At 35.2% G+C, this 14,183-nt stretch carries 15 protein-coding genes; 1 reads left to right on the top strand and 14 read right to left on the bottom strand.

Annotation, left to right across the window (positions count from 1 at the left end; translation table 11 throughout):
* Positions 1–9: 9 nt before the first annotated feature.
* From F3H01_RS02730 to F3H01_RS02705, 6 genes are all read right to left on the bottom strand, one after another.
* Positions 10–648 (bottom strand): HAD family hydrolase, encoded by a 639-nt coding sequence (locus F3H01_RS02730; RefSeq protein WP_149724745.1) that lies wholly within the window; start codon positions 646–648, stop codon positions 10–12.
* A gap of 72 nt (positions 649–720) precedes the next feature.
* Positions 721–1,737: an OmpA family protein gene (locus F3H01_RS02725; protein ID WP_149724744.1), complete on the bottom strand. Its 1,017-nt coding sequence runs from the start codon at positions 1,735–1,737 to the stop codon at positions 721–723.
* Positions 1,738–1,890: 153 nt separating this feature from the next.
* Entirely contained in the window at positions 1,891–2,280 is a 390-nt protein-coding gene (rpsI, locus tag F3H01_RS02720) for a 30S ribosomal protein S9 (RefSeq protein WP_021084780.1), read from the bottom strand.
* A 2-nt stretch (positions 2,281–2,282) separates the two neighbouring features.
* Positions 2,283–2,711, bottom strand: a complete 429-nt coding sequence (gene rplM, locus F3H01_RS02715; protein ID WP_002939292.1) for a 50S ribosomal protein L13 — start codon at positions 2,709–2,711, stop codon at positions 2,283–2,285.
* A gap of 80 nt (positions 2,712–2,791) precedes the next feature.
* Positions 2,792–5,611, bottom strand: a complete 2,820-nt coding sequence (locus F3H01_RS02710; RefSeq protein WP_149724743.1) for a RecB-like helicase — start codon at positions 5,609–5,611, stop codon at positions 2,792–2,794.
* Positions 5,608–7,953, bottom strand: coding sequence for a PD-(D/E)XK nuclease family protein (locus tag F3H01_RS02705; RefSeq protein ID WP_149724742.1), 2,346 nt, complete (start codon positions 7,951–7,953; stop codon positions 5,608–5,610). The genes F3H01_RS02710 and F3H01_RS02705 overlap by 4 nt, the downstream gene beginning before the upstream one ends.
* A gap of 150 nt (positions 7,954–8,103) precedes the next feature.
* Here F3H01_RS02705 and F3H01_RS02700 point away from each other — a divergent pair, with 150 nt between their 5' ends.
* Complete coding sequence (locus F3H01_RS02700) at positions 8,104–8,691, top strand: flavin reductase (RefSeq protein ID WP_149724741.1); 588 nt, start codon at positions 8,104–8,106, stop codon at positions 8,689–8,691.
* Positions 8,692–8,814: 123 nt separating this feature from the next.
* On the opposite strand, the gene F3H01_RS02695 is transcribed toward F3H01_RS02700, so the two are convergent.
* The 8 genes from F3H01_RS02695 to F3H01_RS02660 form a co-directional block, all read right to left on the bottom strand.
* On the bottom strand, positions 8,815–9,285 hold the full coding sequence (locus tag F3H01_RS02695; RefSeq protein ID WP_149724740.1) for a FixH family protein: 471 nt from the start codon (positions 9,283–9,285) through the stop codon (positions 8,815–8,817).
* Positions 9,278–9,847 carry a hypothetical protein gene (locus F3H01_RS02690; protein WP_149724739.1) on the bottom strand — a complete coding sequence of 190 codons (570 nt, stop codon included), beginning with the start codon at positions 9,845–9,847 and terminating at the stop codon, positions 9,278–9,280. Before F3H01_RS02690 ends, F3H01_RS02695 begins: the two co-directional genes overlap by 8 nt.
* 106 nt (positions 9,848–9,953) lie before the next feature.
* Entirely contained in the window at positions 9,954–10,166 is a 213-nt protein-coding gene (locus F3H01_RS02685) for a DUF4006 family protein (RefSeq protein ID WP_103579726.1), read from the bottom strand.
* Positions 10,166–11,029: a cbb3-type cytochrome c oxidase N-terminal domain-containing protein gene (locus F3H01_RS02680; protein ID WP_103592810.1), complete on the bottom strand. Its 864-nt coding sequence runs from the start codon at positions 11,027–11,029 to the stop codon at positions 10,166–10,168. Before F3H01_RS02680 ends, F3H01_RS02685 begins: the two co-directional genes overlap by 1 nt.
* Entirely contained in the window at positions 11,017–11,229 is a 213-nt protein-coding gene (locus tag F3H01_RS02675; RefSeq protein ID WP_081004420.1) for a cytochrome c oxidase, cbb3-type, CcoQ subunit, read from the bottom strand. The genes F3H01_RS02680 and F3H01_RS02675 overlap by 13 nt, the downstream gene beginning before the upstream one ends.
* Positions 11,230–11,235: 6 nt before the next feature.
* Positions 11,236–11,901: a cytochrome-c oxidase, cbb3-type subunit II gene (gene ccoO / locus F3H01_RS02670; RefSeq protein ID WP_084041629.1), complete on the bottom strand. Its 666-nt coding sequence runs from the start codon at positions 11,899–11,901 to the stop codon at positions 11,236–11,238.
* The gene (gene ccoN, locus F3H01_RS02665; protein WP_084041628.1) at positions 11,901–13,388 is read right to left on the bottom strand and encodes a cytochrome-c oxidase, cbb3-type subunit I; all 1,488 of its coding nucleotides are present in this window, start codon (positions 13,386–13,388) and stop codon (positions 11,901–11,903) included. Before ccoN ends, ccoO begins: the two co-directional genes overlap by 1 nt.
* Before the next feature lie 92 nt (positions 13,389–13,480).
* Complete coding sequence (locus tag F3H01_RS02660) at positions 13,481–14,164, bottom strand: response regulator transcription factor (RefSeq protein ID WP_021090989.1); 684 nt, start codon at positions 14,162–14,164, stop codon at positions 13,481–13,483.
* Between the last annotated feature and the right edge of the window lie 19 nt (positions 14,165–14,183).

Raw genomic sequence — 14,183 nt, 5'->3', positions numbered from 1 at the left:
ATTAGATTACTAAACCTCTTTTATAAAGCTAACGGCTTCAAATGGGTTTGAGAAAATATGTTTACTAAATTTCTCCAAATCACTCTTTTGACCATATCCACAAGTTAGACCCACGCCTGTAATAAAAGCAGCTTGCGCAGCCATTAGATCCATAATGGTGTCACCTACCATAAATGCATTATTTTTATCTTTATTAAGTCTATCTAAAGCCAAATTTATTGGCTCTGGATTTGGTTTTGGATTAGCAACATCGTCTCTTCCAATAACAGTTTTTATATATTTCATAACTCCTAAATGCTCAAGCAAGATAATAGAAAATTTTGAAGTTTTCGTAGTAACTATACCAACATCAGCAAAGCTACTTGCCTCCTTCAATGCTTCACTTGCATAATCTAAGAGTACCGTCTCATCAAGATAATTTTTTTCGTAGCAAGCTTTATACTCTTTTATATAGCTATCAATTAAATTTTTGCTTGCACCAAGTCTTTCAAACATTATTTCAAGCGGATGACCAACCAAAGACTTTAATGAATTATGGTCTGGCTCTTTTTTACCATGGGATAAGAAAGCTCTATCAAATCCTTTTAAAATAGCAGAAGTTGAATCAATAAGCGTACCGTCCAAATCAAAAAGTATGGTTTTTTTCATCATTTTCTCCGCAGAAATAAAAAAGGGCTTAGCCGAAGCCAAGCCCTAAAGAAGTAATTTTAAATTATAAAATTATTTGTTGAAAGTAGCTTCAACACGTCTGTTTTGAGCGCGACCTTCTTTAGTTTTGTTTGTAGCGATTGGTTTAAGTTCGCCGTAGCCAACTGTTGAAATTTTATCCTCACTTACGCCATAGCCAGCAAGAACATCAGCTACTGCTTTTGCTCTTTTTTCAGATAGTTTTTGGTTATAAGCTTCTGCACCTACGCTATCGGTGTGACCAGCAAGTACAACTTTATAATCTGGGTGTTCGCCCATAAAGTCAGCTACTTTTTTGATCTCAGCTGCATATTTTGGTCCGACTTTATAGCTATCAAATGCAAAGTTAACATCTAAATCTCTAAGAACGATAACTTTTTCACATCCTCTTTCATCAACAACTACGCCAGCTGGAGTGTTAGGGCATTGATCTATATCATTTGGCACACCATCATTATCATCATCAAGAACTGGAGTTGCTGCTGGAGCTGCTGCTGCAACTGGAGCTGCTGCCACAACTGGAGCTGCTTTTGAGTCAAGACCGATACCAAAGCCTAGTGAATAGAATAGGTTATGATCAGCATGTTCAAATTTGATAGCGTCTCTTGCTTCTGCTTTAAGAGCAAATCTATCAGTTACTTGGTATCTTAAACCAAGACCATATTGACCAAAGCCGCCATCTTCATTTTTAACAAAAATAGCTGGAACATCTTCATAACCAGCACCGATTAAACCATATAAGCTAACTGGTCCAAAGTCAACGATATTTTTTACAAGGCTAGCGTGGTATCTAAGAGCTCTGCCTTCTCTGACAACATCACCTGTTCTCTCTTTTAGTTTTTGAGAGTAATCAACACCAAGTTCAACTTGATCAAAGAAGAAATCTTCAAGATTTCTAGCCGCTCTAATACCAACAAAGTTATGGTCTTTTACACGTAGATTTCCCTCTGGGTGAACACCACCAATAGTTGGAGTAACTTCATAATTATATGCTGCGTTAGACGCAAAAACCGCTGTTGCGGCAACCATAGCTAAAGCAATCTTTTTCATATTTAGAATTCCTTTCTTAGGATTTATTTTAAAGTGGTTTCATTTTAACTAAAAAAATATAAACCAACTCTAAATTCTAATTTAATTAATAATGTAAATCTGAAATTTACATAACCTAAATTTTGCAAATGCAAAAGCACTTGCAAAAAACCATTAACGTTTAGAGAATTGTGGGCTTCTTCTAGCCTTTCTTCTACCAAATTTCTTACGTTCAACAACACGAGAATCTCTAGTTAGCAAGCCTTTTGGTTTAAGCGCCGCTCTAAAATCAGCATCCATGTCAGCTAAAGCACGTGAAATGCCGTGTCTTAAAGCCTCAGCTTGTGCTGAATAACCACCACCTAAAGTTGTAGCTACTACATCTATTAAACTCTCTTGTTTAGTAACTAGAAGTGGCTGAATTACTTTAAGCTTTATAGCTTCATGTCCACCAAGCCAAGTATTAAGATCCATACCATTTACTACGATTTTACCGCTTCCAGCTTTTATCCAAACCTTTGCTACGGCAGTTTTTCTTTTACCAGTTGCATAAACTTTTGCCATAATTATTTTCCTTCTTTTTTAGCTATTTGTGCCGTATGAGGATGCTCACTGCCAGCATAAACTTTTAGTTTTTTTATCATCTCTCTTCCAAGTTTAGTTTTTGGAAGCATTCCACGAACAGCTAATTTAAATAGTTTTTCTGGCTTATTTGCTATCAAATCGCCAAATTTTTCACTCTTTACGCTACCAAAATATCCTGAGTGTCTGTGATAAAGTTTATCTTCAGCTTTGTTATTGCCAGTAAATTCTACTTTTGAAGCATTTATGATGATAACATAGTCGCCACAATCTACGTTTGGCGTGAAGCATGGTTTGTTTTTGCCACGAAGTATAGTTGCTACCTCAGTTAGCAATCTACCAAAACGTTTACCAGCTGCATCAACAACGATCCAGTCTCGTTTAACTTCGTTTGGCTTTGTTATTTTTGTCATTTTCTTACCTTTGCCAAGTTAATTTTTGAGTTGTGATTGTATTTAAACAATGCTTTTATAAAGCTTAAATTAAGTAGCATTTAAACTTGAATATATGAAATTTTTCCATCAAGAGCGTAGAAGATGACGGCGATTATACTATGCTTTGGATAAAATTTACTTAATGCCTCTTTATATTCTCCAACTTGTTTTTTATTTTCCTCAATATTTTTATCTGTTGTTTTATAGTCTATCACACAAATTTCGCTCTCTCCAACACAAAATAAGTCCATCTGTTTTAACTCATTTTTTACTTTAAATGGCTGCTCTTTGTAAATTTCTTTATCTTTTATGCACTCTATAAATTTTGGCTCATTTATTAGCATTTTTGCCCGTTTAAAGGCATCTTCAAGCCTATCAGGTGAGAGAAATTTATAAAATTTATTTAGTATTAAACTCTTGGCTTTTAAAAGCGAATTTTCATCAAATTTCTCACTCATCTCAAGTAAATAGTGAAACGCTAAGCCAAAATAGATTGCCTCTAAATTTTTACCGCTCGTTTTTTGCTCTCTTGCCTCTATCTCTTGCCTTTCTATCTTTAAAATTTCAGGCATTTTTTCATCTTTTTTTGCCTCTTTTTGCTCGCTCTTGCTAGGTAAAATTTTGCCAAAACTAAACTCTTTTAGATCAAGATAGTCGTTTACTTCGCTTTTATCACTTCTAGTATAAAAAGAAAAAAAGCTAGGACTATTTCCACTTGGAGCAGCTTGTTTAATGATAATAAGCGACTTTGTAGCCCTAGTGAAAGCAACATAAATTTTATTGGTATTTTCTTGCTTCTCAAGCTCTCTTATTTGCTCTAACACGCCAGCATACTCAGGGTCAAAATTTTCTCTGCCAGAAATTCGGCTTTTTACTATCCACTCGCCTTTTTCGCTATATTCTGTTATAAAGTTTGAGTCATCGCCTCTGCCTTTACTCATCATATCACAAACTATCACGTGAGCAAACTCGAGCCCTTTTGACTTATGAACGGTCATTATCTTTACGCCGTCAGCATTTTTAGGACTGATTTTAGAACTGAAATTTTCAAGGTTAAAGATAAAATCGCTTAAATTTTTGTAGCCACTGCTTAGCTCAAAAAGCCTTAAAATATCAACATCAGCCATATTTATATATAAATTTTTAGCTAGATAAAATAGGCTTTTTGTCGCACTATCTTCAGCTTTTATTTTTAATTTTTTAGGATTTGTGTTTACAAGTGCTTTTACATTTTTTTCATAAATTTCTTCACCAAAAAGACAAAATTTCGCATACTCGATGATCGCTGCAACAAACGGTGTTCGCTTTAGCTCCAAAGTACCTTCATTTACGCTTTTTATCCCCTCACTGCTAAGCACCTCTGAGATGAGGCTGATGTCACTATTTTTCCAGCAAAGCACAGTTATCTCACTTGCATTTACGCCAGCAGCAAGTAGCTCTTTTACTTGTGAAACTGCTGCGCTCGCGATATCTTCATCGCTTAGCACACGCAAGTAACCGTAATCATCTTCCTTGGCCTCAAAATAAGGACACTCGCCACTTACTTTGTAGCTTAGCTCCTTATCTTTTTTAGCTGGCTCTTGTGGCTCAAAGCTAAGCCTATACCTATGGTAAATTTCTTCAAAAACAGCGTTATTAAATTTCACTAAAGCCTTTAAGCTGCGATAGTTACTTGGTAAATTTTCTATATCTATCTGACTAAAATCATCTCCCAGCTTATCAAAAAGCTCTTTTTTACCGCCCCTAAATTTATAGATACTCTGCTTCGTATCTCCAACGTAAAAGAAGCTTCCAAGCCCGTTTTGCCCGTATCCTGAAACAATTTCATTGATAATTGGCAAGATGATCTCATATTGGATCACGTTTGTATCTTGGAACTCATCTATCAAAAGGTGATTTATGCGGCCATCAAGCCTAAAATAAAGCACATCTTTATCAAAATTTTCAACCAAAAGCTTAAAGACCAGTTTATTTATATCAGCAAAACTTAAAGCATTTATCTCTTTATTTAGCTCTAAATTTGAGTATTTATAAACGTTTAAGAGCTTGCTAAAACCGCTAAGTCTGTACCTTTCAACCTCCAAAATATACTCTTTTGCCACCTCTTTTAGCTCGTTAAAGAGCCTATTAAGCTCACTTGTATAAATTTTACTAAAAGTGCGGTAATCTAGGCTCTCTCTTTCAAAGACCTTGTTTTTAAAAAGCTCAAATAAATTTTGCTCACTAAATGTCTTTTTGGCAGTATCACTAGCACCATTTTGCAAGGCTATATGCTCATTTATCTCCTTTTGCGCCGCTCTTACCTTGCTATCATCTGGATAGCTTGCACCACTATCTTTTAGCTCACCACCAAAGCTCTCATAAAATTTAGCTAAAGTCTGTGAAAAGCTCGCCTCTTTTTGGCTCGAGATGATCATCATGAGTGCAAGCTCGCTAAGAAGCTTTTGATCTTTGCTTGCCTCTTTTACAAATTTTTTCCACGCCAGATCTTGCAGACTATCTTGCACGCTGTAATCAGGACTAAGTCCTAAATTTTGACTAAATTTTTTTAGGATTCCAGAGAAAAATGCATCAAATGTATAAATTTTTAGCTCACTTTGCAAAAACCTATCAAGCTTCTCATCGCGTCTTTTTATGACCTCATCTTGGCTCAAACTAAGCTCTTTGCAAAGCTTATCAAGCTCGTTTTTTTTGTTTTGCAAGTCCAAAAAAGTTGTGATTATGCGCTCTTTCATCTCATTGGCCGCTTTTTTGGTAAAGGTTAGAGCGATGATCTCGTTTATATTTTCGCCTCTAAGCACCAAAGCGATATAACGAACGCTTAAAGCGAATGTTTTTCCGCTTCCAGCACTTGCTTTTAGGGCTAAAAAATCTTTCATAACTCTCTCCTACAAAGTATGGCATACTCGCAAAATTTACAAGCTCCGCTTTTTCTTTCAAAATTTATCTTAGTGTTATTTATGCTCTTTAGATTTTCTATCTCAGCCTTTAGATCATCCACGCTTTTTTTAGAGCTGATAAGCATAGGTTCATTCTTTAGAGCAAAGTAAGCACTTTTTACCTCGCTACCGTAAAGTGCTTCATAAAATGCAAGCTGAAGCGAGTTCGCATTTGCCTCACCAGTTTTATAATCAAGTATAAAAGGCTCGCCATCAGGGCTAGCATCGATCCTATCGATAATGCCTTTTATCTTTACATCACAAAAATCACTCTCTATATCTTTTTCACACTCAAGCACTCTAAAGCCAGCACTTAAACGTTCATTTTCAAACTCTGCGTATTCTTTAAATTTCTGCGACCAAATCTCAAGCTCGAGCGAAGAAAAATCTTGCTTTGCGAGCATTTCTTTAAAAATAGCCAAATCAAATATATTTTTTTGTCTATAAAAATCACTTGTATAGTATTCATAAAGCGCCTTATGCACGCTATTTCCCTGCTTAGATCCTGGCTCAGTTGCTATTGCTTTTGCTCCTTTTATACCAGCTATCTTTGCGTAATAATACTTTCTTGGGCAAGTTAGAAATAAATTTAGTGTCGAAAATGATAGCGGTTTAGTGAAAAAATCATGCTCCAAAATGATCTCATCATCGCTTAAATTTAGGCTTGTATTTCCTTTTAAAAATAATTTTAAATACGCCTCGTCACTAAATTTCTCATCTTTTATTGTTTTGAAATTTTTTAAAAATCTTGAAGGAATACTCTCTTCGTTTAAAACACAGCTTATGGCGACCTTTTTGGCATTGTTTATAAGACTTTCATAGTAAAATCTCTGCAAATTTTCACGCTCAAGGTAGCTTATAAGTCCTGCTTTTTGCCTCACTTTCGAGTTTAAAAACATCTCGTTTGTGCTTCTTGCTGGGATGAAGTTATCATTAAAATCAACTATGACCACACCATCAAATTTCATTCCACGGCTCTCAAGCATGCCCATGACACTGATCTTTCCACCACCCACATCATCGATGCTAAGGCGTGATATATTTAGCAAAAAAATTTCACTTAACTGCTTTAAGCTAAAGCTAAAATACCTACATAAATTCTCAATCCTAAAAAGCTCAAGCGCGAGCTTCTCTTCGCATCTTGGCTCATTTTCAAGCATTAAAAGCTCGTCTATTAGCTCTTTAAATTTAGCAAAGTCACAAAGATCAAAGTAGCTTGATTTAAATTTATTAAAAAGCTCTTCACTTACGCTAAGCGTGTTCAAGATAAAGCCAAGCTCCTCGTAGCTCTCACACTTGCTTTGATCAAAAACCGGCCTTGCCTCTTCATTGATCGCTCTTGTAATGTAAAAAAGCGTCTCATAAAATTTTGTATTTTTAAAGCTCTCACCCATAGCGTAGTTAAAAATTTTATTGCTATCATGAAGCCTTAAAATTTCACTAAAACTCTCATCTGGCAATATAACAGCGATGTTTTCAGGCTTTATGCCCTCACGCACAAACTCGCTCGCCTTTGCCATAGCGTAGGCACATTGCAGGCTTCTAGTGGCAAATCGCTTCTCTAAAACTGGCTCAAATTTTTTGATATTTTCTAAGCAAATTAGCTCATTTGTCTTTAAATCTAGCTCATATTTTTTGTAATTTTCAATCTCGCTAATAGCTGAAATTTGCTTTATTTTATTGATTAGCTTTGTATTGAAAACACTAGTTTGAAAGATAATTTTTAGCGTAGTTAGCTTTGATATTTTCTCTAAAATTTCCCACTCAAATTCGCTTAAAATTCCATCTATGTGTAGTGAAATTTTACTAAAGCTTCTGATATAGCCTTCATTAATGGAGTAAATTTTTGGCAAGGTTATATCATCGTAGAGATTTTCTCTATCAAGCAAGCTCTCATACTCTTTTAAAACCTCTTCAAGTATGTTTAAATGCTCCTCAAAGTTAGCGTAAATATCGTTAAATTTGATCTCAGCAATACTCTTTTTACTAATAGCTAGCTCTTTAAAAAATGAAAAAAGATAGTCATTATTTTTCAAAAATTCAAAAAACTCAGTTGGAATTTTAAGAACCGAGTTTGCCTTTTTGACGCTAGCACAGGCTCTATTCATAAGCACTAAAGCATAGGTGCTATCAATCTCAAATCTACCATCTACATAAACTATCTTTTTATAAAACTCGGCAATGCTTAGGCTTTTTGGGATTAGCTCATCATTAAAACTTGCATTAAATTCACGAATCTTACGCGAGTTCGTAAATACAAAAAGTTGGTTTAGGTTATGCATTTTTCTCTCTTAAATTTTTAAGCAATGATAGCTAAATGCTGATAAAAGAGCGCTTTTTACGCTTAGCTAAAGCTTTAAATTTTTATCTAAATACATTAAAATTTTAAGCCTTAAAGAGCCAAAAGCTACAATCACAAAAAAGGAGCAAAAATGCATAAAGAGTTAAATAGACAAGGTTTTTACTACGGCTTTCCGGTTTTGCTGGCTACCACAAAAGATAAAAACGCAAACGATGATATCACGGTGCTTTCATCTTCTTGGACGTTAGGAAATACAGTAGTGCTTGGCATAGGCATTGAAAATCAAGGCTTTAAAAATATCAAAAACGGTTCAGATATCACGCTAAATTTATGTGATGAGAGTCTGCTAGAAGCTGTGCAAAAAATGGAAAAACTAACTGGCGATAGTAACGTGCCAGAAGAAAAAAAGAATCTTGGCTACACCTACGAGCATGACAAATTTAAGGTGGCAAATCTCAGCAAAGAGCCTGGCATAAATGCAAAAACCGTCAGGATAAAAGAGTGCAAGATGCAGATAGAAACGGTTGTAGAAAAGATAGAGTTAAAAGAGTGGTTTAGCATCGTTACTTGTAAGATTACAGGCATTTTTGTAGATGAAAATTTACTAAAAGATGAAAAGATAGATACGCAAAAATGGCATCCACTAATCTATAAATTTAAAGAATATGTCGGCACTTGCGAGCGTTTGGGATTAAATTTTGGATTTAAAGAGATTTGATTTATAGCTTTATTTAATAAAAACTTAGTATTTTGGTTTTAAATTTAGCCAAAAAGATTAGTTTATTAAAATTTAGATCCAGCTTTGAGATCTTTCTCAGATACCAAAGCTGCGATTTTAAGATCATTTTGTGACGTTAAGATCAAATTTATAATACCTTGTGTCATTAGTGTCACTTAGCCTTAAAAGTAGTTGCCATCTACCTTCTTGTAGACTTGTTTCTTCGCTTACTAGATCATTTTCTTGCCATGAAGCTCTTAAAATTTTATTTTCTTTATTTGTCTGTGGGCGAGTGAGTAAAATTTCATATTTTAAAGCTGAAATTTCTCCTTTTTTAGGAGTTAGATGAAATTTAAACTTGGCATTTAGGGTATTAAAATTTGGCTCAAATTTTAGATCAAATTTCTCATCAAAGCGTTTTTCACTCTCTTTGATAAAGGTTATGTTTTCATCGACATTTTGGTAGCTTTGCATATAAGAGCTATCCATCTCAACTGGATGTTTTAGTGCTATAATGATCGTTACTGCGCAAGCGATAATGATAGCAATGAAGCTAAGCACGATAGCATAAGGCCAAAAGGTTTTTTTATCCATTTTTTACCTTTTTATAAAAGACAACAATTATAAAAAATGCAACTAGACCATAGATGAAAAATCTTAAAAAATTTAATGTAGTTTTATTTGAATTTCCAACACCACTTTCAAGCTGTAAATTTAAGCTAGATGCTATTTGTTCGGCAATATCAGCGTAGCCATTTAATATAGCGGCATTATAGACATCTTTGCCATTTTTAGAAACCAAAATAGGAATTATCGTTCCCGACTCTGGATTTACACTTAAAATTTGTTCTTTATTAAAAAGCTTTGAAGTATTAGCATCGGTAAAAATTTCTACTTTCTTTTTATCCTTTATAAGCAGTAAAAAAGCATAAGGCAAGCTAAGGTTTTGCTCTTTAAAAAGAGCTTCTAGCTCACCATCTTTATATACGCCAACCACTAAATTTATACCGCTTTTTGCGTAAAGCTCACTGCCGATCTCATTTAGCTTTACACTTACTTTTTGGCTTAGGATTTCATCATTATTTATCACAAAATTTGCTCCCAAAGCCAAACTTTGTGAGAGCAAAAATATAAAAGTGAGTATAAATTTTCTCACACCTAGCCTACAAAAAGGTGGTTTGATGTAAGCACTGACCACGCACAAATAGCCCCTGCAATAACTATAAGCAAGATTATGGCTTTTTCTATTATGCCTAGCATCACTACTCCTTTATAATGACGTGTTTAGCGTTATCAACGCTCTTCATCTCAATGTTACTTGCATCTTTTAATGAGTAAGGTTTGGTTGCTACATCTTTTTGCAAGCCAATACCAATATAAGTAAGTACGCCAAGGATAGATAGCAAAAGCAAAACTGCCACCAAATAACCGCTAATACCATTTAAAGCAAAGATATTTCTATTTTTATTTTCCATTATTCGCCCTTTGATAGCGATATGACATATTCGCCAACTGCTTTTTGTTGTATCTCATTTAATCTGCCATCATTAAATTTAGGCATAACACCAATGTTGCCATTTTTACCACGATTTAGTACATCTACTATAAACTCACTTGAGCCATATTTACTAAGATCAGCCGACATACCATCCATGCCTTTGCCATCATCTCCGTGACAAGCTGCACAAGCTGCGTAAAGCTCTTTTCCCATAGCTACTAAATTTTCATTTTTTGTACTTTTTATAGCACTTATCTCTTTTGCAACATAAGCTGCGATAGCCTTTGCTCCATCAGCATCAGCTAGTCCCGCTGGCATCTCACCCATAGGATAATCAAGCCCTTTTGAACCATTTAGTATCGTATCAATTATTCCTTGTTCGCTACCCCAAATTTGTAAATTTGCAGCTTTGCCACCAATGCCATCGCCTGTGATGCCATGACATGCCGAGCATTGCACCAAAAATACGCTCTCTCCCATAGCATGAAGCGTTTCTTTGCTTGGGTTTGCATACTCTTTTTCAAATTTAGCGTTTGCTTCTTTTACTTCTTTATTATATTCACCGATTTGTGAGTAAGAATTTAGTGGATAACCAAGTAAATAATACCAAATCGCCCAAACAAGAGTTAGTAAAAAAACTACCGCCCAACCAAATGGAACTGGATTTTTGTATTCTCCTATACCGTCCCAGTTGTGCTCACTAAGCTCTACGCTTTCATCTTTTTTAACTTTCATTTGACCAACATACTTGCCAGCTACAACGACAGTTAGTACGATAATTAAGATGGCACCTATTAACGCAAGTAAATTTATATTATCTTCTAAATTTAGCCATTGCATACGCTCTCCTTTGTAGCCTTTTGCTCTAAAATTTTACTTCCGATCTCATCATCTAGGGCTAATTTCGAATATTTCTCATAATTTCTTCTACCTTGCTTTTCACTTTTATAAAGATGAAAAAAATAAGCATACAAAGTGATAGCTAAGAATGCTGTCAAAATAAAATAGCCATAAGCTTGAAGTTCTCTAATATCCATTATTAACTCCTATTTTAGGCTATTTAGATAGGCGATAAGTGCCACAATCTGACGAATTTCACCCTTTGCAAAGGCACTTTTTACTTGCTCATCTTTCATACTTTCAACGATGCTTGCAGCCTGCTCTTTCACGTTAGCATTTGCTTGCTCAAAAGTGCCAAGAGCTGGCATATCTTTCTCATCATAAGGCGTATTAAAGACTTTTTTAACAGTTAGTGCTTCAGCGTAAGCAGTCTCTATATCAGCATTTTTCTTAAATAAAAATGGATATGCTGGCATGATCGAACCTGGCACAACAGAGGCTGGGTTTAACATATGATTTTCATGCCAATCTGTCGTTCTATAATTACCCACACGCATAAGATCTGGGCCCGTTCTTTTTGAACCCCAAAGATGAGGACGATCATAAGCAAATTCGCCACTTAGCGAGTACATGCCATATCTATCAGTCTCAGCTTTAAATGGACGTATCATCTGTGAGTGGCAAGTATTGCAACCATTTTGTATATATATATTTTTTCCAGCAAGCTCTAAAACTGTATAAGGTTTTGTGCCCTCAAGTGGTCTAGCTCTATTTGCAAAGTCAGGTAAAATTTCTACCACGCCAGCATAAGCTATGACGATAAAGACGCAAACTGCAAAAAAGAATGGATTTTTTTCTAACCAAGCAAACATCACATCACCTCCGCATTGGCTTTAGCACTGCCCATAGGCGTTGCACTTTTTGGCTCTGCCAAAATAGCTTTAGCAGAAGTTGATTTGTAGATATTGTAAGCAAACATCAAAAAGCCAATCAAATACAAAAGTCCACCAATAGCTCTAATGTAATAATAAGGTATAAGCACTACAACAGTATCAATAAATGAGTAGAGTAAATTTCCATAGCTATCAGTCGCTCTCCACATCATACCTTGCGTAATACCAGCAATCCACATCGAAGCAAAGTATAAAACAATACCTGTTGTTTGTATCCAAAATTGAGCTTCCATTAAGGATTTTGAATAAATTTCACGCTTAAAGACACGTGGCGTCATGTGATAAAGTGCTGCCATAGTCATAAAACCAACCCAGCCAAGTGCACCATCATGTACGTGTCCTGGCACCCAGTCAGTATAGTGAGCTAGTGCATTTACAGATTTGATAGCTAGGATAGGGCCTTCAAGAGTTGAAAACATATAAAAAGTTGAAGCTAAAATCATAAATTTAATAAGCGGACTCTCACGAAGTTGTGTCCATTCGCCTTTCATTGTAAGAAGCATATTAATAGCTGAACCCCAAGAAGGTAAAATCAAAACAATAGAAAAAACCGAACCCATAGTCTGCATCCAATCAGGCACAGCAGTATATATTAGGTGGTGACCGCCAGCCCAAAGATAGATAAACATAAGGCCCCAGAATGAAAATAACGAAAGCTTATAAGAAAATATTGGCTGTCCACTCTCTTTTGGTAAGAAGTAATAAATTTGGGCGATGATCGCTACTGTAAATACAAACGCAACTGCGTTGTGACCATACCACCACTGAACCAAAGCATCATTTGAGCCGGCATACATCGAAACTGAGTGTAGCCATGAGCCATATCCACTAACTAGTCTTGTTGGAATTTCCATGTTATTAAATAGATAAAGCATAGCAACGCCAAGGAATGTAGCAATGTAATACCAAACCGAGATGTAAAGTGTCTTCTCGCGGCGTATACCAATAAGTCCAAATATACTTACACCCCAAAGCACCCAGACTACTACTACTGCAATATCTAGTGGCCACTCAAGCTCGGCATACTCCTTAGATGTACTCTCGCCCATAAAAAGTGTCACGACAGCTAGAATCATAACAAGTATATAAAGCCAAAAATGAAGCTTACCAATGAACATCAAAAACGGAGATTCGCTCATTGATACTTTTAGAACACGCTGTCCTATGTAATACCAAGTGGCAAATATACCAGAGAGCATAAAACCAAAAATGATACCGTTAGTATGAAGAGGACGCAATCTACCAAATGCCGAATACTCACCAGCTATATAGTTTAGATCAGGACAGGCAAGCTGAAAAGCTACCAAAACACCAATAGCCATGCCAACAATACCAAAAAATATCGTGGAGAACATAAAGAGTTTTGCCACACTATAATCATAATGTAGCAACTGGGATGGTCGCATAAATTTTCCTCCTAGTTAAATTTATATTAATTTTCGGTTATTTTAGAGTAGAAAAACTATAAAAAGACTTAATTAATATAAATTCTCTTTTACTAGGAGAGTCTTCTATCTATTTTGTAACCAAGTCCAGGAACATTTTTTATAAAATTACTACCGACTTTATCTCTGACACGCTTAACGAAGGTCCTAATAGCAGCCTCTGTCACGCTCTCGCCAACCCAAACAACATTTTTTATTTCATCGTGAAGTACAAGCGTACCAAGTCTTTTTATGAGTAAAGATATAAATGCAAGCTCTTTTTTTGTAAGAGAAATTTCAACACCATCTCTAATAAGCACACGTTTTATTTTATTAAAACTATATCCATTTGTAACCTGAATAATATTTGCTGTTTCTATCTTATTTTTAGCAACATTTTCTAACGTAACCAAAAAATCATCAAGATCAATCGGCTTTAAAACGTATTTATCAATACCGACATCTATCGCTTTTAGAAGTGTCTCTTTTTCACTATTTGTGCTAAAAACTATAATAGGTGTATCTTTTGAAATTTCTTTAATGCTTTTAGCCATATCAAGGCCATTCATTATAGGCATAAAAACGTCTGTTATAACCATATTTGGATTATATTTTTTAAATTTCTTAAGTCCTTCATCGCCATTTTGAGCAGTGATAACTTTTTCGAATTTATCTCGCATAACTTCTTGTACTATTTTTTTACCATCTCCCTCATTCTCAACGATAAGAACAGTTAGATTATTAAGAATCTTGCTCATTTATTCTTCCTTTTTGGTT

It is taken from the genome of Campylobacter concisus, assembly GCF_902460875.1.
GTDB classification, from domain to species: Bacteria; Campylobacterota; Campylobacteria; order Campylobacterales; family Campylobacteraceae; genus Campylobacter_A; species Campylobacter_A concisus_AA.
This window is presented reverse-complemented; position numbering and strand designations above follow the sequence as displayed.

Coding starts and splice junctions, on each gene's coding strand:
- F3H01_RS02730 (WP_149724745.1), bottom strand. CDS start 648: ATGAAAAAAACCATACTTTTTGATTTGGACGGTACGCTTATTGATTCA.
- F3H01_RS02725 (WP_149724744.1), bottom strand. CDS start 1,737: ATGAAAAAGATTGCTTTAGCTATGGTTGCCGCAACAGCGGTTTTTGCG.
- rpsI (WP_021084780.1), bottom strand. CDS start 2,280: ATGGCAAAAGTTTATGCAACTGGTAAAAGAAAAACTGCCGTAGCAAAG.
- rplM (WP_002939292.1), bottom strand. CDS start 2,711: ATGACAAAAATAACAAAGCCAAACGAAGTTAAACGAGACTGGATCGTT.
- F3H01_RS02710 (WP_149724743.1), bottom strand. CDS start 5,611: ATGAAAGATTTTTTAGCCCTAAAAGCAAGTGCTGGAAGCGGAAAAACA.
- F3H01_RS02705 (WP_149724742.1), bottom strand. CDS start 7,953: ATGCATAACCTAAACCAACTTTTTGTATTTACGAACTCGCGTAAGATT.
- F3H01_RS02700 (WP_149724741.1), top strand. CDS start 8,104: ATGCATAAAGAGTTAAATAGACAAGGTTTTTACTACGGCTTTCCGGTT.
- F3H01_RS02695 (WP_149724740.1), bottom strand. CDS start 9,285: ATGGATAAAAAAACCTTTTGGCCTTATGCTATCGTGCTTAGCTTCATT.
- F3H01_RS02685 (WP_103579726.1), bottom strand. CDS start 10,166: ATGGAAAATAAAAATAGAAATATCTTTGCTTTAAATGGTATTAGCGGT.
- F3H01_RS02680 (WP_103592810.1), bottom strand. CDS start 11,029: ATGCAATGGCTAAATTTAGAAGATAATATAAATTTACTTGCGTTAATA.
- ccoO (WP_084041629.1), bottom strand. CDS start 11,901: ATGTTTGCTTGGTTAGAAAAAAATCCATTCTTTTTTGCAGTTTGCGTC.
- ccoN (WP_084041628.1), bottom strand. CDS start 13,388: ATGCGACCATCCCAGTTGCTACATTATGATTATAGTGTGGCAAAACTC.
- F3H01_RS02660 (WP_021090989.1), bottom strand. CDS start 14,164: ATGAGCAAGATTCTTAATAATCTAACTGTTCTTATCGTTGAGAATGAG.